Origin of the sequence: Polaribacter sp. MED152, assembly GCF_000152945.2 — a bacterium.
Taxonomy (GTDB): Bacteria; Bacteroidota; Bacteroidia; order Flavobacteriales; family Flavobacteriaceae; genus Polaribacter.
This window is the reverse complement of the sequence record NC_020830.1, coordinates 1,565,490-1,584,921: the sequence shown is the minus strand read 5'-3', so window position 1 is coordinate 1,584,921 and position 19,432 is coordinate 1,565,490. Positions and strand designations below refer to the sequence as shown.

Below are 19,432 nucleotides of genomic sequence, written 5' to 3'. Positions count from 1 at the left end.
TATATATTATGTGCGTACACACTTCCTTAACAAAATCGGCCAAGGCCATTGAAAAAAAGACTAAAAAAGAGTTTACAACTCCGCAGTTGTTTCAGCCTTATTTTCACTTTAATGGTTGGGAGTCTAAAAACTTGGCCATTACCACACAAGAGGCATCTACCCAAATAGCCTTTGCCAAATGGGGTGTATTGCCTACCCACTATGATGTAAGCTATAGAACCGATTTCTTAGCGAAAACCAATACGCTAAATGCCACTAGAGAACGCTTGTTTGAAAGTGATTTGTACAGTCAGTTTATAGAAGGGCAACGTTGTATTATTTATGCAGATGGCTTTTTTGAACCTCATGAAGCAGCAGGTGTTCAAAAGAAAATACCCTATTTTTTTAAAGAAAAAAACCATGAGTTGTTTGCGTTTGCTGGTATTTACTCAAAAGTTATTGAAAATAATAGCACTACCTATGCTGCCTCTATTATTACTACTGAGGCCAATGACTTTTTTAAGGCCATACACAACAAACCCAATGCTCTAGGCAGTTATAGAATGCCGTTAATTTTAGATCCTAGTACTTACGAAACCTGGTTGATGGCAACCACCACAGCTGAGGTAAAAACGGTATTAGACAGTTTTACCCAACAAGAATTGGTGAGTTATGCTGTATCTACAGATGTGTTTTCTTCTAAAAAAATAAGCGATAGACCTTCTATTTTAGACAAGGTGCCTTATGCCCAACAATTGAATTTAGGAGATGCGCTTTTTCCATGATTTTATAAGTTGGTAAGTTAGTTGCTTGTATTTGTAATTGCAATTACGGGAATTGTATACGGTGTAAATCATTACTTATATCCGATACATTTTCTTGATAATAGTGCCTTTTAATTTTTGAAGTGGTTTTTGGTTTGTAAAAGTTAAACTTTTTATATCATCAGGACAGTTGGTTAGTATTTCATAACCATTTTTAGTTATTAATACCGTGTCTGAGTGCCTAAAACCACCAACGCCTTCAATATAAATTCCGGGTTCAATACTAACCACCATATTCTCTTTTAGCACTGTTTTGTCTCCTTCTGCCAAATAAGGACCTTCATGATTTCCTAAACCTATACCATGCCCTGTTCTATGCATTAAGTTTTCTTTTAATCCTTGGTCAATTAAAAATTGTTTGGCTGCTAAATCTACATCTTCTGCAATAACACCAGCCTTTAATACAGCATAACTTCTTCTTCTAGCTTCCATCATTAATTCAAATGCCTCTTCTTGTTCTTTGGTTGGTTTACTGGTAAAAAATGTTCTTTCTAATTCTGCTGAATAACCATTTACTCTTAAAAAAGCTAGGCTAATATGTGAACCTTCTACTAATACATCAGATACTTTTGGTATTCCATGAGGCTGATAAGAAATTCTACTAGGCCAGGCTGCAACTAAGATATTTGTGGCTAAATAGTCAAATGCTGTTTCTTTAATTACTTTTTGTTGAATAGCACGTCCTATTGAAAAAACTTCAAGTTCAGACATTCCGAAATAGGCATTTTTATTTAAATTTTGAATACTAAGATCACAGTATTTAGATGCTTGTTTAATGAGCTCAATTTCAGTTTTACTTTTTACCCAACGTTGTTCTTCTAGTATTGCATTTTCTACAACATTAAGCTGAACCGAATGTAAAAAAGCGGAAATTTCGAAAGGTGTTTTAGCGCCAATACCAATAAGTGTACTGTTTTTTAGGGTGTCAAGAAGTACATCTTTCCAACGTTCTGGTTTTTGAGCAGGATATTCCCAATAACTTTTTATGGTATCTACATGATCGACCTTTTTTAAATGCGCAAGTTCCATTTTCGGTACAATAAAACTGACTGTGCTTTCTGTAATTATCAGTAAAAATAACCGTTCAAGGCTTTTGTAAGTTAAACCCGTTAAATAATAAATATCTTCTTCTTCTGAAATGATTAAGGTGTCAAGGTTTTCCTTTTTTATCCTTTCTTTAACCGCGTTTATTCTCTGTTTGTATTCCAATTTAGGTATGCTCAAATTTTAGTTTTTAGTACGTTGCTTCAATTATCGCTAACGAATTTTTGAAAGGTTAGTCGTATGTTCAAGTACTAAGTTAGCAAATAAATAACAGATAGAAAGTCGGTCAGGAGTTTTAAGTAGGAGGGAAGTAGGATGAATTATACACGTTGTTATACTAGGTGTTTCTTATCGTTTTAGCTTTTCATTTATTAGCTTTACATATCTTTTTGAATCTTCTAGTTCAGGAAAATGTCCGCAATTTTCGAATTCGATTATTTCGCAGTTCGGTAAGTGTTCGATAATTGATTTATTATCTGTTTTTCTATGCGTATAATCTTTTGTTCCCCAAATTATTGTTGAAGGTACTTCCAAGACGTTCATTTTTGTTTTCTTTTCCTTTTCGAGGCCTTGCACTAGCCCAGAGAGACAAAAACAACCGCCATTTTCTAATGATGATATTGCAGTTTTTACATAATTAGTTTTATCAGTCTCCTTAGGCAAGGCTTGTTTGTACCATATTTTCGTTAGTTTTTTTTCTGTAACTGAATTTACTATTTGTCCGATTACGGGATATCGCAATATTTTTGGAATGTTCATATCAGTCCATTTTACCATTGCGTTCATTGATGGTGTTTGTGACAAGAATAAATGTACAATTCGATTGGGAAATAGTTCCGCAGTTTTTATAGCATACAAACCATTGGAACAAGAAAAACAAAGAATTGCTCTGTCAATTCTTAAAATGTCCATTATGTTTATTATTAAGCTAGATGCCTTATTTAACGAATAATTAAATTTTGAATTAGGGTATGATTTTCCAATTCCAAAAAACTCAAAGCAAACAATTCTAAAGTCTCTTGAAAGTTCCGAAATCAAGTTTTCATGATGTTCAATGACATTTGGTCCATCAGGTACCGAAATTATTACAGGCTTTTTACCTTTTGTATCAAAAACCCTTACTTTTCCAAAATCAGTTGAAATGTAAGAATAATTGCTTTTCAAATTGGTATTATTATGCTTGAAATAATATCTCAAGTTATCTACAAAGTTTCCTGTCATTCTTTTTTTAGATGTCATACAACTTCTTTGTGAAAGGTTGGTTGTGCATTTAATTACTAAAGTTAGCAAATAAATCGCAGATAGAAGGTTGGGCAGTACTTTTGTAGGTAACCGAGAACTACCCATTCAGTATATTCTGAATTGCCAGTAGTTTATTCTGTTTTTTTTCTTGATGAATTTGTTATCTACCCTTCCTTGAGGTTTCATTTAAACCATAAATAAACAATCAAATATTATGGGTTTGAAAAACAGACATTAAGAAATGGGTGATTCATCTATGAATCAAAAAGCGATGTCGCTATAAAATAATAGGAACGTATGCTCAGAATACATTAAGATTTTGATTTTCGTTTACCTATAAAATAACCCAAGTAAAAAGGTAGCCCTAATACAACAACAAAAAGCAATATGAAGTATATTATTAAATTTCTTAAGGTTTTGCCAATGCTATCAAAGGCACTTTCAATACCAGTTTCTACTAAAGAATCTGCTTTAGCTGTTAAGGCCAGGCGCTCTCGTTTTATGATAGAATCTAAAGCAACTCTTTCCCTACGAATCATACCATCAACTAACAGAACATCCGACGAAAAGCTCTCCATAGCCGATCCTATTTCATAATTAAGACTGCTGACAAGAGGGCCCATATTTTCTCTAAATTCTTTGATAGCTTGTTCTATGGTTTCAGGAGAGTTTTCGGCAACCTCAAGTAATCGATTAAACTGCCTATCTATTTCTGCCATTTTAGCCTCGAGATTTAATGAATCTAATCCTTTTTCTCGTAAAAGCATTTTTGTTTTCCAGTTGATGCGTTTTCCAGAAGCCTCTGAATAATACCCAAAGCGATTAGTAGCATCAGCTACTACTTCAGATAATGTACCCACAGTTTGAATGGCAAGACTATCAGGTATATTTTTGAATTCTAAATAGGATTGTCTAATAGACTTATGTTTGAATTCTTCCTGGGATAATAGTGAAAAATTATTAGCGTAATCTTCTACAAAACTCTTGATTTTATGATACTCATCTTTTGTAAGTACATTAGTAGCAACTTTTTGAATACCTTCTATATTTGTATTTACAGCATCAAGCGCTACATTTTTATAAGTTCCAAATAGCTTTAACAATTTTGGGTTTTCCAATGAATTTTTGACTTCTAAAAAATAGGCCCAAGTATCCATTAATGCAATTCGTGGTTCTGTTTGAAAGCTAAATTTACCTAACTCCTGAGAAGTTTGAATTTTCCATTGTAATGTATTTAGCTGTATGTTTTTCTCATTGGTGGCTAAACTATAAATACTGTCGGCAGCCATTTCTACACGATCCATAGCTTCTTTTGCGAAGTTCTGTGTTAATAGCCTTGTATTCAGTTCTTTTGTACCTAGAGGCTTTTGGTCACTTTCAATTTTAATTAAAGAGCATGAACTTATAGATAAGACTATAATAAAAAGTATTAGATATAAGAAAAAACTTTTTTTAAACATGGTTTATTATTTTTAAACTGAACTTTATAAAAATTATGTTTTGCTAGGTGTTTTGCTATATAGGGTTTATAAACGAAATTTCGAATCTTTTTTCTACTACAATGAAATGCATTTTTATTTAGGCGGAAAATTGATCAGTATTTCATTAATCGTTTTTGTCAAATTCTCTTGGTTTGTACTTTTTTGATTGACAATACTTGTAGCAGAACCCATCCAAATTAATTGTTTCTGAGCAGCATCCACTAAATTAATAGTAAGTGTACCTTCTGTTTGATTTATTTGCTGTGTATTGGATGTACTCATATTTGATCCAATTCTCCAACGTCTTCCAATAGAGCCACTAATACCAATTTGATTGGTTATGTAGTTCTTTTTCTCTTTGGTTTGTACATTTAAGTCAATAAGTATATCTGGATTTAAAGATGCAATAAGTCCTTTATTTTCTAGATTTTGAGATATAGCTTTAGTTATCCGACCTTTTACTATATCATTAATTTTTAAATTGTTGGATTCTTTTGCAAAACCAAATGTTTTAAATTTTGTAAAATCAACACTGCTATCGAAGTCTGAAGCTGTTTTTACGGAACCGCAAGAAGACACTAAAATGATAATTAAACTTAAAATAACAAGTTTTGTTTTAGCCATAATTTTTTAATTAATTAAATGAGTTTTATTTTTCATTGCGTTTCTTACCCCAAATTTCCACTATCCCTCGCTTGGTAATTAGCATGCTTCCATAAGAACCATAATCTATTTCCAATGCTTTTAACTTTAGATCGTCACCTGGAAGATCATAAGTAAATGAAGATGTACCTTTAGTAAGTACTCCTAATCCTTTGGGTTTAAATTCTTTTTTGGTACCATCTGACATTTCCACTCGGATTTGTTTTAGTTTAAAAGTTCCTTGCGTACATTTTAGTTTAATTTTCGATAAATTTTTAACCTTTGTAAGCATATTTACTTTATCAGTTTCTGCTTTATATGAAACCTTTTTTGTAGAGAGTAATACCCATCCATTATCTTCATCTTGTCCAAAAGAATAACTAGAAACTAAAAGAATGAAGGTTGCAATTAAAATGGTTGTTTTTTTCATATTTATGTTGAATTTATATAGATGCTTAATCTATTTTTTTGAATACTAAAACGACATTGCCTAACTCATCAATTAATGAGAGTTTTAGTTCTGATAATCTATAACTTCTAACGCTATTTAGGAGATGGTTAAATCTGTTGGAAAGCGTCATATCTTCACACATTTTTTTAGTTGATCGTAATCTTCCTACAGTAAATTCAGTGTTAGTTAAAGTTGTAATTTCTCCTGAAAAATTATTACAACCATCATTCCCCATCAAACGCATTTTTTTACTTTGAATTTCAATAGTTGGCGCTTTTGTATCCAAAATAGATTTACCCTCTATCGCTTCTAAAGCCCAAAGATCATTTAACCGCATTTTTGTATCAGCAAGCCTTATGAACTCGAATAATTCATTGCCATTTTCATCTGTTAAAATCAGGTTATCACCTTTAAATTTATATTTTTTTACAGCTTCCATTGCAGGGTTAAACCTTTTTGGTATAGACATGTCAGCGCACATTTTTAGGGTAGTGGCCATAGGGCCCCATTCAATTTCAGTTTCATTGAGTTTTTTTATTGTACCTCTAAAATTATTGCAATTATCATTACCTCTAATTTTCATTTGTTCAATATCGATGTGCAATTGAGGAATACCTCCTGCACCAACTATACGTCGCTGTTTTATAATAGAACCATTAATTTTAAATGCTTCCCAGTTTCCATTTAACTTTAATTTTTGATCTTCCTTTTTCAAAATAGTTTCAACTAAAGTATATTTTTTTTTAGATGCCTCTGATGATGAATTTTCTACTGGCGTTTCCTTGACTCTTAATTTATAGATGAATCCCTCTTGATAATCAAAACCTGTAATTTTTGATTTAAAATTTTCCCATTCACCATTTTGAAAATTTTCACCTTTTTGAATCTGTAGACATTTGTCGTTTTCAGTGCCACAACTCACTTTGTTACTATTTACCCAAAGTATGGTCTCTTTAGTATTTGATTGGCAATTAATGAATAGAATTAATACGATTGATAAAAGTTTAATTTTTAGCATTTTAAAAATTTATCTAATTATATAAAAAATGTAGCACCAATCCTTATGGTATTTATGTCATAAGTAAAATTTGGAACCCAACCTAAATTGACTTTAAATTTGCTAGGTGTAACAATATAATTTAAGTTTAATTCACCTTGCCAAACGGTTTCAAAATCAAAAAAAGTAACCATAGGATTTACAAACATAAATGTTCGTTTGTTAAATTTTAAACTCATATTGGTTTGTAAGCCCAATCCACTTTCTTTAGACGCTGTCAAATACACGTAGTTAGCCCCTGGAAAAAGAGAAAGTTTTTCATTTAATACAATTCCAACTACAGCACCTGCAGCTATAGACCAAGTATCAGAACCAAGACCATTTTGTGCTGAACCTGTGGGTATCGTTATATCTGCAAAAGGTGCAATAGCGATAATTGATTTTGAAATATTTCTTTTAACTGCCCTAAAATACCTTACTCTAATGTCTGAAAGACCAAATTTGCTGGTAGCATCATTATACAATAACGGAACTTCAGCCAAAACAAGATTATCGGGATTGAACGCATATTGAAAATTGATTCTTGTACCATAGGTGTTAAACCCATCGTAAGCATTTAACTCACCTAACGTATTAATTTGTGTATATAAGTTGGTAGGTTTTGATGGATCAATTTCTACAGTATCTTCTGTCTGAGCAAATGAGACAGAAGCACCTATTAAACATACGAATAGTATTATTTTCTTAAGCATTGGTTGTATGTTTTAATTATTTTATTGCTTTTTTGCTTCTTGAATAATTGCATATTTTCCATCAAGATCACGATTTACAGTAGCCGTCCAAACCGTGTTGTTTTCCAGGCTAAAAGTTACTTTATAATTGATGCCTTTTACCACTTGGCTTTTAGCTGATACTATTTCTTTAAGAGCAGAAGCATTGTTCATTTTAGAAAGTACGTAATTTGTAGCTGCTTTTACATCGTCTGTAATTTCTGTATCAGACCATCCTCCAGGCATAGTTGTTTTTGCTTTTTCTGTGATGCTTAAATTTCCATCAAGATCTCTGTAAACAAGTACCGACCAAATTTCTCCATTGTTTAGCATGAATTTAAGGTCGTAATTCAAACCTTTAACCACTTGCTTTTTGGCACTAATAACCTTTTTTAGACTGGCGTTAGTATTAATTTCTTGGATGGCAAAATTTAATGCTTCTTGCACATCATTTTCGATACTAACATCAGACCATCCTCCAGCAAGGGCGATTTTACTTTTTTTATTTAGCTTTAAATTGCTATCAAGGTCTCTATAAACTAAAGCGTTCCAGGTCTCGCCATTATCTAAAGTAAACCTAAAATCGTAGTTCAAGCCTTTAACTACCTGCTTTTTTGCACTTATAATCTCTTTTAATTTTGCATTGGGATTAATTTGTTGAATGGCAAAATTTAATGCTTCTTGCACATCATCTTCAATAGCAGTCTGATTCCAGTTTCCAGACATGTTTTCTTTTTGATATACCATTTTTCCTTCTTTGATTGTTTCTAGAACTTGAATTGTATTGATGGTGAGTGGATCTACTTTTAAAGGATTTTTATCCAATATCACGAAATCTGCTAATTTTCCAACGGCTAAGGTTCCCTTATAATCTTCCTCAAAATGTTGAATGGCAGCCCACTCTGTTAATGTTTTTAGTCCTTCGTAAGCAGTTAATCTTTGATCTGGACCTAGTATAAATCCACTACGTGTAACTCGGTTTACGGTAGCATCTAAAACGCGCAATGAATTTGGGAATGTTACTGGTGCATCATGATGAGATGTAATGGTCATTCCTGCATCTACTACATCTCGAGTTGGTGAAATATAGGCAGCTCGTTCTTCTCCTAAAACAGATTCTCTATGCCAATCTCCCCAATAAAAGGTATGCATAGGAAAGAGCGAAGGATATATATCTAAACGAGTCAATTCTGGTATTTGTTCTTTTTGAAGTGTTTGTCCATGTATCATAACACTTCTATGATCTTCGTAACCGTTTGTCTTAATGGCTGCATCTATGGCTTTGATAAATTGATCGATGGCTGCATCTCCGTTTGTATGAGCCATAATTTGCCATTTGTTTTCAAAGGCAGTTGTTACATATTCTATGGCTTTTTCATCTGGCATTATTGGATAACCTGTATAGCATCCTTCTTGACCTTCTGGATTTACATGGTAGCATTTAGAAAGCCAAGCTGTTTTACCTTGTGGTGAACCATCTAAGGTAAGTTTTACACCTCCAATACGATAATGATTGGTGTAGCTTCTGTCTTCCTTGTAAAATTCTGGTGTAACTGCTTCCTTGTTCCAAATAATATCTGGGTAGGCAACAACATCTATAAAAAATTTGTTTTGAGCTACAGCCTCTTTAAATGCTGCTGTAACATCTGGAGTACTTCTACCATCTTGAGCAGTGGTATAGCCGTATTTGGCATAAGCCTCTTGGCCTTTTTCAACAGATTTTAATTGCAATTCTTGATCTGAATTCGCTGCAATAATTGGAAGAAGTGCATTAAAAAATGCGGCTTCCTCTAAAACACCATTAGGCATTCCGTTTTTATCTCTTCGAATAACTCCGCCTTCTATTTCTTTTGAATCTTTGGTGTAACCTATAACCTCTAGTGCTTTGGTATTTACACAAGCAATATGCCCTGATTGATGGATAACTATGACAGGCTCTGTAGTTGAAATCTTGTCTAATACTTCTCTAGTAGGATGCGTTTTTTCTTTTAGTTGGGAGTCATCATAGCCATTACCCATGATCCAACCAATTTTAGTAGTCATAAACTTTCCGTTTTCTGTTTCGGTCCATTCTTTCACGGCCTCAACAAGGCTATCAAAATCAGTACCAGGGCCATCTGGTGCAGGTAATATATTGGCTGCCATACCTAGCATACCTGTATTATAAATATGCCCATGACCATCAATAAACCCAGGTAAAAGCGTTTTACCATTCAAGTTAATTTTTTGAGTATCACTTCCATAGTTTTCCAAAGCGTCTTCATAACTGCCAATAAAAGCAATTTTACCTTCATTTTCTACCAAAGCATCCACATAAACTGGTTTTTCACCATCCATGGTAATGATATCTCCATTGTGATAAATAGTTGCAGTATTATTATTGGTAACAGAGTTGTTTTTCTTACTATCACAACCAATAAAAAGTGCTACTAGCAGAAGACCTAGGGTTATTATTTGTTTTTTCATTTTTTCATCTTTTATTTATACAAATTGAGTTATAATGCTATACTACTTCTTAAACCAAGGAATATCGCGTTTTCATTATTTTTTACTAAAGGAACAATATATTGTGTATTTCCACCTAGAGAAAGCCATTTATTGATTTGAAATTCGTAGAACATTTCAATACCAGTTTCATTTCTTAACGGTATGCCGTTTGCTTCCGAAAATTCATCGACTGGCTTACTAAAGGAATAATAATAAATACCTAAGCCCCATTTATCTTCAGAGCGAGATTTAAAAAAACTGTTACCTCCTATACCCATTAGGGCACCAAAATCGACAGGATTAGGATTTCCGTCTGAAACACCTATTTGACCGAATAAACCCCAACCTTTATCTGAATTGGAAATTTTGCCTAATTGTTGCGTAAATCTATAGCTGAAATAATAGCGACTGTCTTCTAAGTTTGCGGTGCTGCCAGGAGTTGGAAAAAAAATATCACCTAAATCATAGAGGTCAGTCCCATCTTGTGTACTGTAAGATGCTTTTAAAGCATGCGATCCTGGCAAGCCACCAATTTGAACTTTTTTCTCAATAGCTGCAGAAAAAGTAATGCCTTGAGAAAAAGGATTTTCTAAACCTGATGTATTTACAGCACTTACAGGATCATATACCATAAAAGTATATTTGAATGCTTTGGTGTGAATAGAAGCTACCGTTCCAAAAATATAGGCTGGTGTTATACCAGATACAGGCGCTGCAAAATTCATGTTCCAAAAAGATGTTATGCCTGCTCCTCCTGAATAAAGAGAAGATGCAGCTAAGTCGATTACGTTAATTTTACCAAAAAGCAATGTATTTTTTTGACCAAATTGATATATAAAATACAAACTTGTAACATCAAATGCATTAGCGCCACTAATTCCAGGAAAAGTAGTTGCCGTATTTAAAGGTATGGCCACACCACCAGAACCATTCAAAGATTGTCCAAAGTTTTGTTCTAATTGCGTTACTAGTGTTAAGCGTTTTAGGCCAATTTTAGCACCATTAAAAAATATTTTTAAATCTGCTTTACCAGCAAATACCGAATTATTTGAGTTAGTACCTTTAACAAAATTTTGCTGAAACAGGGTTAATCTAGGTTGGAATGATATTCCATTACTAGACATTTTGTCTCTAAAGCCTTTGAAGTTGTTACCTGATGTATCTTTTTCTGATTTTTGTGCATTGAGACTGATGGTGGTTACTATAAAAATGACCAATCCAAAAAGACATTTTCTATTCATTATCTAATCATAAAGATTATTAGAATAAGAATTGCTGTTGTTGATAGTTCATAAATTTTTGAACTTTCTTTTAGAGATATGAACCAGCGTATAATTCCTAGTCTAAATTCGGTTTTAGTTGATTTTAATCTTCTGATATATATTTAGTTATAAATTCAGATTTCTAAAGTAGTAAAAAAAATTACACAGATTAAAAAAATTTTAAGATAATTATGAAATCAATATTGAATTAGAGATAAGATTGATAACCAATACTTTGGATGAATGGGTATGTTTAAGTACAAAAGTGAGTCATAAACTTTATGTTGTTGCTCAGTTTTATGATGATTTTTTAGTGTAAATCTTACTGTTTTTGAAGCTGAAACCCAAGTCGGAATAAAGTTTTATGGCAGGTTTTCGATGGTCTTCTGTGAAAAGAAGTATTTCTGATAGCCCTTTTTCTTTTCCGACTTCAAGTAATTTATTCATCATTTTTCTTCCAATGCCTTTGCCTCTATGTGTTGAATCTACAACAACGTCCTCAATCCACCCTTTTTTTCCTGATATTACTTTGTAGGTACACATTAGAGCAATGCCTATTATTTTGTTGTCTGTACTACAATAGGAAATTGTGATAGGGTTATTCGCATCAAGCAATTCATTCAAGGGAACTTGTTTTTTGTTTCCACCTAGTTGTTTAAACAAATCTGATATTTGATTTTGTATCGATGGATTTATGTCAGCTTTTTTTAGAAGGTCAATTTTCATATCAATCTTAAATTACCTGTAGCATATTTCTGCACGTTTAATTGCCTAGTTTAAGTAAACAATTTACTAAATATTTACAGATTAAGAAAACCAGTGCGTATTTTGGGAAATAGTAGAGAACTATCCATTAGGTATATTTGATAGTACTAGTGATTTCTACTCTATGGTTTTCTTAATAAATGCAATTGGTTCAGATTGTAAATTCATGCTGCACGATGTTATTACTTCTCTAAAATATCACGGATAATTTTTAAATGATGTTCGGTATGAATATTAAGAAATTGAATAGTTTCGTCTCTATTCATAGTGCCCAGAATAGGATGTTTAAAGTGCTTATTTTCTGCAAGTAAAGGCATTTTTTCGGCTGTAGCAAGGGCTTCATCATAATGCATCTGTAACGTATTGATAGTTACATTTTTTGGTGGACTTACAATTTCTGGAGCAGTAACTCTTCCTCTAGGCAGCGTATTAGAATTAAAGACATAGTCACGTGTTGTACTCGATTCCGCTATATAATTAGTTTCATCAGAATACTTTAGGGCTTTATGTAACTGATTTACCATTAAATAAATGTGGTCCATATGCCAAGCAACAGAAGCTTCTGACACTTTTCCATTTATTGTATCTCGAACATTACTGTAGGATGCTACTTCATTAAGTTTTAATGTGAGCGTAGAATTTCTTTCGTCTGATTTTAAACTTGCAGCGCTGCTTAATAATAAGGTACCTACTATTAAGATTAAAATGATGTGAATACGATTTTTCATGAGTTTGTTTTTAAATTTTACGCTTCAAAAATAGGCTTATAAGCGGTGTGCTAGAAAGAATTGGTATGGCTGTGTCGCTTTTGTGATGAATGGGAAAGCTAGTGAAAGTCTGCTTTTGAAAAAGCCCTAGAAACTGGAATATTCGTAGCAATATGATCTAGTTGTATGGTAAGTGACCTTGCATTGCCATCAACAGATTTTATATGCTGCCTATTGATGAGGTAGGAACGATGGCAACGTTTTATTTGAGAAAAATCTCCCAATTGTATTTCAAGCTGTTTTAAAGATAATCGAATGAGTTTATGCCTAAGTTCATCATCTTTTAAATGAAATATTGTTACATAATTCCCCTCTGATTGGGCATATAGAAACTCGGTTATAGGCATTACAATTGGCGGTGCTTTTACACTTTCTTCTTGTATTTTTACGGCAGACGTTTTTTCTACAGTTGACGGAGTTAGTTGATTAGAAAGTAATTGTGCTTTTTCGACATTACGTTTAGAAAGCGCACGCTCAGTAAAAAAGATTAAACCTATAATTGGAAAAATCCCTATAGAAATTGTTATTTTTAAAAAATTAAGAAAGGTGTTAAATAGAATTAAATCATCCCACCAAAAGAAATTATGCAGTGCGTTAAAAGCACTTATGATTAAGATACAAGAGGATTGTAACAGTATTTCTCTTCCTATGGTCCATCTTTCTGAACGAAAGAACCATGGCAATAATTTGGGTAGGATAAAATAGGTTACACAAACCCCTAAAAAGACAGCAACTCCGAAACCAGCTAAGAACAAATATTTATCAATTGTTAAACGGCTTGAGCCATAAGGTTCAAAAACAATTAAAAATGTAAATACAAAAATGCCAGAGCATAAGGCAAATAACCACTTATATTTAGCATTTTGCAATAAAGGATAGGGTGAGTTCAGCCACTGCATAAGAAATTACGATATTTTAATTTGATTTTTAGTTTAGGGCTAACCTTTCTATTTACGCTTGGTTACGAGTTTCAATCACCTAATTTAATAAATAAAAATCGAATGAAAAGCCGGAAAAGACTTTTATAAGTAGCTTGAAATAAGTAGTTTGTTATCTAACTTGTGAGTTATTGTTTAATTTTAATAGATTCTCCTGCATTGAGCTTTTGAATGCCGTTCGAAAGTTTTATCCATACAGGTTGATTACCTATAGGATTTAGAATTTGATTATTGGCTATTTCAACATCTTGTATTGCTAGTAAATAATTGGTAAGTTCTCCATGGCCTACAGACCAGATATCCTTAGATTTTGCAATTTTCTCGCAAAAAGTAACCATGTTGTCCCATCTTTTCCTATCTCCGAATTCCCATGAGTGCCCCCACACATAAAATACAGATAATTGTTGCTGATTTAATGCCAAATAAGAATCGAGATAATCGAGCGCCTTACTATCATGACAAGTTGGATGCCATGTCATGTAGTTTTTTGGAAAATTAAATGTGTACGTATCATTTACAGTTCTTCCGTTTTTAATTCCAGTAGAAGCTATTAAATTGGCAATGCTATCATTTGTGCTACCAAATGGATAGGCCATACTGATAATTTTTCTATTGGTAAGCTTTTCTAAAATAGCTAAATCTGTATTAATTTCTTCAAGAACTTCTTCTTTTGAAATTGCGGTAAAATTTTTATGTAATGCTCCGTGTGCTGCAATTTCATGGTTTTTATAAATAATGAGTAAAGAATCTTTTGGAACATAGCGTTGATAAATAGTATCGCCATTTTCTTGTGGCCATCCTCTCGTTACTCCTAAGTATTTTGAATTTAAATTGAATGTTCCAACAAGATTGTATTTATCAAACAAATTAGCGAGTTCTATATCTTGAATAGTTCCATCATCATAACTCAATATTAATGCCTTTGTTTTTCCATTAGGATACGTGAACTCAGAAAAACTTGGTTTTTCTTTGCATGAAACCAAAAGAGCAATACATGCGAAAATTACTATGAAGTTACGTGTCATTTTTAACGTTTTAGCTGTGTAATTGTGATAAAGAAAGTTGCCTTATTTAGGAATTAAATTTAGCAAATAAATCATAGATAGAAATTCTGCCAAGACTTTTGTAAGAAGGCTAGAACTAGTAATTACTTTTAGCCATTGTTGGCGGTAGTTTTTAATATTCGGTGATTTTATCAACTTTAAGTTTTCTCATGGCTTCTCCATCAACTAGTTTGTAAGAAACTTGTCTTGTTCCTCCAGTTGGTGCAGCGTTTGTATCACCTTCTTTATAGATTGGAAATCGTTGACCTAAAGTATTTTCAACGAGAGAAAATTCATCATGGCCCATATAACCTTTATTTATCACGCTGTTTTCTGATGTTGGCTGAAAATAGATCTCACTCATTGATTTCTTATTGTTAACGGAAAATGCGTATACCTTTCCGTAACTTCCACTTCCAACAGATCGGGTAAAAACAAAAAGTTCTGGTGAGCCATCAGAATTAAGGTCTTCAACTTCTGCGTTGGTAACTTCTTTACCGTCAATAATAAATGTTTGGTTGTATTCACTTTCTTGTAAGCCAAATGTGGAAATTGTGAGGGTGTTTTTGCCATCTTTTTCTATTGAAGAAACACTAAAGCCAACGTCTTGTAAATTAAGTACGCTATTGAATTTTGTTTTGTCAATTTGATTTTGATCCATTTGTTCATTTATTTTCTGGTAAGTTCCAGCAATACTTGCTCCACCAGAGCAATAAAAATAAAGTAAGCTTTCGTGTTCTTCTTTTTCTGCAGATATACTGATTTGTGCATTAGTAAATTCAAACAGAATGGATTTCCCATTAATTTGAGTTTGGTAAACTTTGTCATCTACTTTTTTAGCAACTGCATCGAATGTACAAGTGGGTTTTTTCTTGTCTGCTCGAGAGCGTATTGAAATATTCAATTGATTATTATTTGCTTCAGTAATCGCAACAGACACCCAATCATACCCTTCGCTTCTTTTTGAATAATCTTCAGAAACGTAATTACCTATTACATTAAATTCTTCAGTAGCCTCTTGGGTTAAAACTTTTTCTGTCTTTTTTCTTTCATCTTTGCAGCTGATCGTCAAAAAAAGAACAATTGCGATTAGATAAGATAGTTTGAATATTTCTTTCATTTTTAGTTTTAATTTAATTGCAGTCAAAGGGTTTGTGTGAGATTAGTTACGTGATTTAAGAACTAAAGTTAGCAAATAAATCACAGTTAGAAAGTCTTACACTACTTTTGTTTTCTTACCAACTCCACCCAAAACCAGTGGTAAAAATGTAATCTACTTCTTTACCAGCTTCAACAGGTCTGTTGTCGTAGTTTAAGGTAAAGCCAGCCCTTATATAAAAATCTTTTAAAACGAAATCATCGTATTTTGCATCGAACCTAAAGTCGGTTCTAAAACGACCAGATTCAACAGAATCATCAGCAATAATAGTTGGATATAAATTGAGATTAGCGATCAAATTTATATCGCCAATATCATATAGGTTTAACGATGTTCCTAAATAGCCTTCCATAGAATTTCGATCTGGGATCTGTGAAGATAAATCGTTATTCGAATTTAGAACTGATGAATGAGTTTCACTAGTGTATGCTGCACCAACTGCAATAAGCCAGTACAAAGCATTACTTCTTTTTACAAATTTACCTAAACCTAGTTTCGCTGAGGTCCTTAAATCTAAAGACTGCTCTGTGTTGGAAAGAAAGGTTAAATCTACTCCTAGATTCCAATCTTTAGGAAGGAAATACCTATAGCCAAGGCCTCCATCAATTCTTCGTATTCGATCAACATCATCCTGATTTGTAACTAAGGTATTGTAATATAGGTTTGTGGACCACCTGTCTGCTAAATAGTCTATTCTCAAATTACTATTCAATTGCCTCTGATTATTGGCTTTGGTAAGTGAAAAACCAAAATCTATATTTGCTGATAAACGGCTTAAAAACCCTCTATCTACACTATTAATGTTTACAATGTCATCTTGATTAACGGTTAGGTCTTCACCTTCTTCATTGTCTATAAATATCTTTCCAGGTGCCTCACTTTTGAAACTACCGTTAATTCTACTTCCATTGGTTAGTGTAATTAAATAGCGCTGAAACGTGGTGACTTCTAGAATTTCTTCCCATTTAATTTTAAAGTCAACATCTGAGTAGGGAGGTTCTATTGTTACAATACCTCTGTCCATATTTTTTAAGTCTCCTACAATGATATCATTGTTTTTTAATTTTAAGATATCATTTTGGCCAAAAGTCATGCATTGAATGCCAAAACATAAAAAAAGTAAAACGCAAAACTTATTCATGTAATTAAAAAATAAAGGTTACAATATAATCAAAAAAATAGTTGGAAGCCTTTCGGTCTCTTATAAGAATAGTAGCTGAATTTGCATATTAATTTGCGCATAAACACAGATTTTATTTTCTTTTGTTTTAGCAATTAAAACCGCTATTATTCTTATACATTGGTAGCAAACGTATTATTTAAAAACAATCGTCCTTTTTAGGCCAACTGGTTTTTGGGTCGTCTACCATATTAAAGTAAGTGACATTTACGGAGCTAACGTCGGACTTAGCGCTATATGCAAGCGTAACTTCATAATAGTCGTTGTTTTTAAGTTTGTAAGTCATGTCTTGACGTAAAGCTTTTCTTTTACCATCTAGGGTATAGCATATTAATACTCCATAGACGTTAAAACTACGCTGATATTTAGATTCGTCTTCACCTACATTTGTGCTTCTAGTATGAGGCTGGATTTTAATTTTTGTTGAACCGTAATCGTTTTTATAGATTTTGTACTGGCTAAACCTTACAATCTTTTGGGCTTGTAATTCGTTGAACATAAAAGTAAACAATGCCGCGCATAGGGCGAATCTTAGTGGTAATTGAAATTGTTTCATGATTGATTTTAATTTACAGCATTTTTTCTTTTTTTAGTCTGTCTCTTAATTTGTTTAATATGCCGTTTTGTTCTAAAACAGTTGTCTCTTCAGAAGAAAAGCTCACACTTATCTTTCTTGATTTTTTTACTCCAAAATTAGTAGATTTAAATAAATTCAAATTTTTATACCTCGTGTATAAACCATTTTTTTTCTCAAATACTGGAAAATTATAAAACTTCGGTTTTCTACTACTTTCATAATAAAAGAAGGAATAAGAATATTTAGACAATGAAGTTTGCTTTTTGAAATTAATTTTCAGAGATGAGTTTTTATATTCTGTTAAATTTTTGAGTCCAACAAAACTAGATGTTTTATAATAGACATCATATCCACTAAATGTTTTAACAAATCTATTTTTACTAATAGTTATTTTTGGACTTCTGTAAAAACCTTCACCGTCCATGTAATAACTGTCCTTTTTAGAGTAATCTAGCTTATTAAACACTAATATTTCAAAACTGTTATTGTAATTGTTAACTTTATTTTTAATTCTTAATACAATATTATCTATAATTTTATCACCGCCTTTATTGTTTTTAATAATATTGTATTTGTCTTCTAGTGTAACAAAAATTTTAGTCAATTCTTCAGAATAATTGGTTTTGTATATCTCTCTATAGGTTTTGATATTTTTATAATAAACGGAATTATTTTTATAATCTTCATTAAAATATTTGACCAATAAATCATAAGAAACTTTGTAGTTTTTAAGTTTATAATTAGACATTATTTTAAGATACTCCAAGTCTTTATTTGTTTTTCCTTTTAAGTTTTCTTCAGATTTTTTTAAGTTACTTAATGATGACGAAAAACTATTATTAACATAATTATCAACTGCTTTGGTGTAATAGTTTGAAGCTCTTATAATATCAATAGTGCTTTGTGCATTTATGTAAAATGTTTGTCCAAGCACTATTAATAAAATTGTGAATGTTCTTTTCATTTTGTTTGTTTTTATGTTTGATAACGTATTGTTACAATGCTAGTTAGATGATTTAAGACATAAATTTAATAAATATTTACTGACAAAGAAAATCCGAGAGGATTTTTGCAAGTGAGCTTTTACAGCAATTTTTTTTACACGGCGTTGCCAATATTTTTTATTTATAATAATTATTTTTGATGTTATGATTTCAAATGTTGGGAAAATAATAAAGGCAAAAAGAATAAGTAAGGGATATTCAATCGAAGAATTATCACATAGAAGTGGAGTATCTGCAAAAACTATACAACGTTTAGAAAATGATTTAACTAATCCACGAGGATTCACGCTTCAAAAAATAGCAGATGCTCTTGATATAGATATTGAAATATTAACCAATTCTTTTAAGCAATTAAATTCAATAGATCAATTGAATGAAACTGGAATTGATGAATTAAAAAAAATGAACTTATCAGTTTTGGTTATGATTGTTATTCCTTTGACAAATCTTTTTTTTCCAATACTTTACTTCACTAAGTATAAGCGCTTATACTTGGTTCAAAAATATGGAAGTAGGATTGTAAGTTTTCAATTAATATGGAGTATCATTACAGCTTTGTTCTTAATATTGGCTCCTTTTATTAGGGTTAGTTTAAATATAGTGTTTATAACATCCTTTGGAAGTATTTTGTTTACGTATTTACTTTTCTGGTTTTTAAATTTAAGTATTACAATTAAAATTGCATTGCAGTTATCAAAAGAAGACTTTCGCTTTATAGAAAAGCTACCCAATGTATTTTAAACACATTTTTTGTGAAATACCACAAAATGTCCTGAAAGTGTCCTAGAAAATACCTTGTGTCTTTTACCATTAAGGGTTC

Annotated in this window: 19 protein-coding genes; 2 read left to right on the top strand and 17 right to left on the bottom strand. The window is 32.0% G+C overall.

All coding sequences use genetic code 11. The annotated features are described in order from the left end of the window. Positions 1 to 8 precede the first annotated feature (8 nt). A complete protein-coding gene (locus tag MED152_RS07000) occupies positions 9 to 764 on the top strand; it encodes an SOS response-associated peptidase (protein WP_015481161.1) in 756 nt (251 codons plus the stop codon). Between the two features lie 75 nt (positions 765 to 839). Here the strand turns inward: MED152_RS07000 and MED152_RS06995 are convergent, their stop codons facing one another. The 17 genes from MED152_RS06995 to MED152_RS06915 form a co-directional block, all read right to left on the bottom strand. Further along, entirely contained in the window at positions 840 to 2,012 is a 1,173-nt protein-coding gene (locus tag MED152_RS06995; RefSeq protein ID WP_238559169.1) for a Xaa-Pro peptidase family protein, read from the bottom strand. Between the two features lie 183 nt (positions 2,013 to 2,195). Continuing rightward, positions 2,196 to 3,086, bottom strand: a complete 891-nt coding sequence (locus MED152_RS06990; RefSeq protein ID WP_015481159.1) for an alpha/beta fold hydrolase — start codon at positions 3,084 to 3,086, stop codon at positions 2,196 to 2,198. A gap of 314 nt (positions 3,087 to 3,400) precedes the next feature. Continuing rightward, positions 3,401 to 4,393, bottom strand: coding sequence for a hypothetical protein (locus MED152_RS06985; RefSeq protein ID WP_148284803.1), 993 nt, complete (start codon positions 4,391 to 4,393; stop codon positions 3,401 to 3,403). 270 nt (positions 4,394 to 4,663) lie between these two features. Next, the gene (locus MED152_RS06980) at positions 4,664 to 5,194 is read right to left on the bottom strand and encodes a DUF4136 domain-containing protein (protein WP_015481157.1); all 531 of its coding nucleotides are present in this window, start codon (positions 5,192 to 5,194) and stop codon (positions 4,664 to 4,666) included. Positions 5,195 to 5,219: 25 nt separating this feature from the next. Then, positions 5,220 to 5,642, bottom strand: coding sequence for a hypothetical protein (locus MED152_RS06975; protein ID WP_015481156.1), 423 nt, complete (start codon positions 5,640 to 5,642; stop codon positions 5,220 to 5,222). 25 nt (positions 5,643 to 5,667) lie between these two features. Continuing rightward, positions 5,668 to 6,681 (bottom strand): META domain-containing protein, encoded by a 1,014-nt coding sequence (locus MED152_RS06970; RefSeq protein ID WP_015481155.1) that lies wholly within the window; start codon positions 6,679 to 6,681, stop codon positions 5,668 to 5,670. Positions 6,682 to 6,698: 17 nt separating this feature from the next. Continuing rightward, the gene (locus tag MED152_RS06965) at positions 6,699 to 7,412 is read right to left on the bottom strand and encodes a hypothetical protein (RefSeq protein ID WP_015481154.1); all 714 of its coding nucleotides are present in this window, start codon (positions 7,410 to 7,412) and stop codon (positions 6,699 to 6,701) included. A 21-nt stretch (positions 7,413 to 7,433) separates the two neighbouring features. Beyond that, positions 7,434 to 9,896: an amidohydrolase family protein gene (locus MED152_RS06960; protein WP_015481153.1), complete on the bottom strand. Its 2,463-nt coding sequence runs from the start codon at positions 9,894 to 9,896 to the stop codon at positions 7,434 to 7,436. Positions 9,897 to 9,925: 29 nt separating this feature from the next. Continuing rightward, positions 9,926 to 11,158, bottom strand: a complete 1,233-nt coding sequence (locus MED152_RS06955; RefSeq protein WP_015481152.1) for a carbohydrate porin — start codon at positions 11,156 to 11,158, stop codon at positions 9,926 to 9,928. Between the two features lie 318 nt (positions 11,159 to 11,476). After that, positions 11,477 to 11,905: a GNAT family N-acetyltransferase gene (locus MED152_RS06950; protein ID WP_015481151.1), complete on the bottom strand. Its 429-nt coding sequence runs from the start codon at positions 11,903 to 11,905 to the stop codon at positions 11,477 to 11,479. 221 nt (positions 11,906 to 12,126) lie between these two features. Next, complete coding sequence (locus MED152_RS13400) at positions 12,127 to 12,513, bottom strand: DinB family protein (protein ID WP_187288755.1); 387 nt, start codon at positions 12,511 to 12,513, stop codon at positions 12,127 to 12,129. 257 nt (positions 12,514 to 12,770) lie between these two features. Next, positions 12,771 to 13,610 carry a LytTR family DNA-binding domain-containing protein gene (locus MED152_RS06940; RefSeq protein WP_015481149.1) on the bottom strand — a complete coding sequence of 280 codons (840 nt, stop codon included), beginning with the start codon at positions 13,608 to 13,610 and terminating at the stop codon, positions 12,771 to 12,773. A 167-nt stretch (positions 13,611 to 13,777) separates the two neighbouring features. Next, the gene (locus MED152_RS06935; protein WP_015481148.1) at positions 13,778 to 14,674 is read right to left on the bottom strand and encodes a polysaccharide deacetylase family protein; all 897 of its coding nucleotides are present in this window, start codon (positions 14,672 to 14,674) and stop codon (positions 13,778 to 13,780) included. 151 nt (positions 14,675 to 14,825) lie between these two features. Further along, positions 14,826 to 15,812: a PliI family lysozyme inhibitor of I-type lysozyme gene (locus MED152_RS06930; RefSeq protein ID WP_015481147.1), complete on the bottom strand. Its 987-nt coding sequence runs from the start codon at positions 15,810 to 15,812 to the stop codon at positions 14,826 to 14,828. Between the two features lie 115 nt (positions 15,813 to 15,927). Beyond that, entirely contained in the window at positions 15,928 to 16,944 is a 1,017-nt protein-coding gene (locus MED152_RS06925; RefSeq protein ID WP_015481146.1) for a DUF481 domain-containing protein, read from the bottom strand. A 226-nt stretch (positions 16,945 to 17,170) separates the two neighbouring features. Further along, positions 17,171 to 17,530 (bottom strand): hypothetical protein, encoded by a 360-nt coding sequence (locus tag MED152_RS06920; protein WP_041383446.1) that lies wholly within the window; start codon positions 17,528 to 17,530, stop codon positions 17,171 to 17,173. Between the two features lie 70 nt (positions 17,531 to 17,600). Continuing rightward, on the bottom strand, positions 17,601 to 18,572 hold the full coding sequence (locus MED152_RS06915; protein ID WP_015481144.1) for a hypothetical protein: 972 nt from the start codon (positions 18,570 to 18,572) through the stop codon (positions 17,601 to 17,603). A 184-nt stretch (positions 18,573 to 18,756) separates the two neighbouring features. On the opposite strand from MED152_RS06915, the gene MED152_RS06910 reads away from it, so the two are divergent. Further along, a complete protein-coding gene (locus MED152_RS06910; protein ID WP_015481143.1) occupies positions 18,757 to 19,353 on the top strand; it encodes a helix-turn-helix domain-containing protein in 597 nt (198 codons plus the stop codon). Positions 19,354 to 19,432 lie beyond the last annotated feature (79 nt).

What these genes read in the sequence shown, in the direction of transcription:
- MED152_RS07000 (WP_015481161.1), top strand. Translation starts at nt 9, where the DNA reads ATGTGCGTACACACTTCCTTAACAAAATCGGCCAAGGCCATTGAAAAA.
- MED152_RS06990 (WP_015481159.1), bottom strand. Translation starts at nt 3,086, where the DNA reads ATGACATCTAAAAAAAGAATGACAGGAAACTTTGTAGATAACTTGAGA.
- MED152_RS06985 (WP_148284803.1), bottom strand. Translation starts at nt 4,393, where the DNA reads ATGGATCGTGTAGAAATGGCTGCCGACAGTATTTATAGTTTAGCCACC.
- MED152_RS06980 (WP_015481157.1), bottom strand. Translation starts at nt 5,194, where the DNA reads ATGGCTAAAACAAAACTTGTTATTTTAAGTTTAATTATCATTTTAGTG.
- MED152_RS06975 (WP_015481156.1), bottom strand. Translation starts at nt 5,642, where the DNA reads ATGAAAAAAACAACCATTTTAATTGCAACCTTCATTCTTTTAGTTTCT.
- MED152_RS06970 (WP_015481155.1), bottom strand. Translation starts at nt 6,681, where the DNA reads ATGCTAAAAATTAAACTTTTATCAATCGTATTAATTCTATTCATTAAT.
- MED152_RS06965 (WP_015481154.1), bottom strand. Translation starts at nt 7,412, where the DNA reads ATGCTTAAGAAAATAATACTATTCGTATGTTTAATAGGTGCTTCTGTC.
- MED152_RS06960 (WP_015481153.1), bottom strand. Translation starts at nt 9,896, where the DNA reads ATGAAAAAACAAATAATAACCCTAGGTCTTCTGCTAGTAGCACTTTTT.
- MED152_RS06955 (WP_015481152.1), bottom strand. Translation starts at nt 11,158, where the DNA reads ATGAATAGAAAATGTCTTTTTGGATTGGTCATTTTTATAGTAACCACC.
- MED152_RS06950 (WP_015481151.1), bottom strand. Translation starts at nt 11,905, where the DNA reads ATGAAAATTGACCTTCTAAAAAAAGCTGACATAAATCCATCGATACAA.
- MED152_RS06940 (WP_015481149.1), bottom strand. Translation starts at nt 13,610, where the DNA reads ATGCAGTGGCTGAACTCACCCTATCCTTTATTGCAAAATGCTAAATAT.
- MED152_RS06935 (WP_015481148.1), bottom strand. Translation starts at nt 14,674, where the DNA reads ATGACACGTAACTTCATAGTAATTTTCGCATGTATTGCTCTTTTGGTT.
- MED152_RS06930 (WP_015481147.1), bottom strand. Translation starts at nt 15,812, where the DNA reads ATGAAAGAAATATTCAAACTATCTTATCTAATCGCAATTGTTCTTTTT.
- MED152_RS06925 (WP_015481146.1), bottom strand. Translation starts at nt 16,944, where the DNA reads ATGACTTTTGGCCAAAATGATATCTTAAAATTAAAAAACAATGATATC.
- MED152_RS06920 (WP_041383446.1), bottom strand. Translation starts at nt 17,530, where the DNA reads ATGTTCAACGAATTACAAGCCCAAAAGATTGTAAGGTTTAGCCAGTAC.
- MED152_RS06915 (WP_015481144.1), bottom strand. Translation starts at nt 18,572, where the DNA reads ATGAAAAGAACATTCACAATTTTATTAATAGTGCTTGGACAAACATTT.
- MED152_RS06910 (WP_015481143.1), top strand. Translation starts at nt 18,757, where the DNA reads ATGATTTCAAATGTTGGGAAAATAATAAAGGCAAAAAGAATAAGTAAG.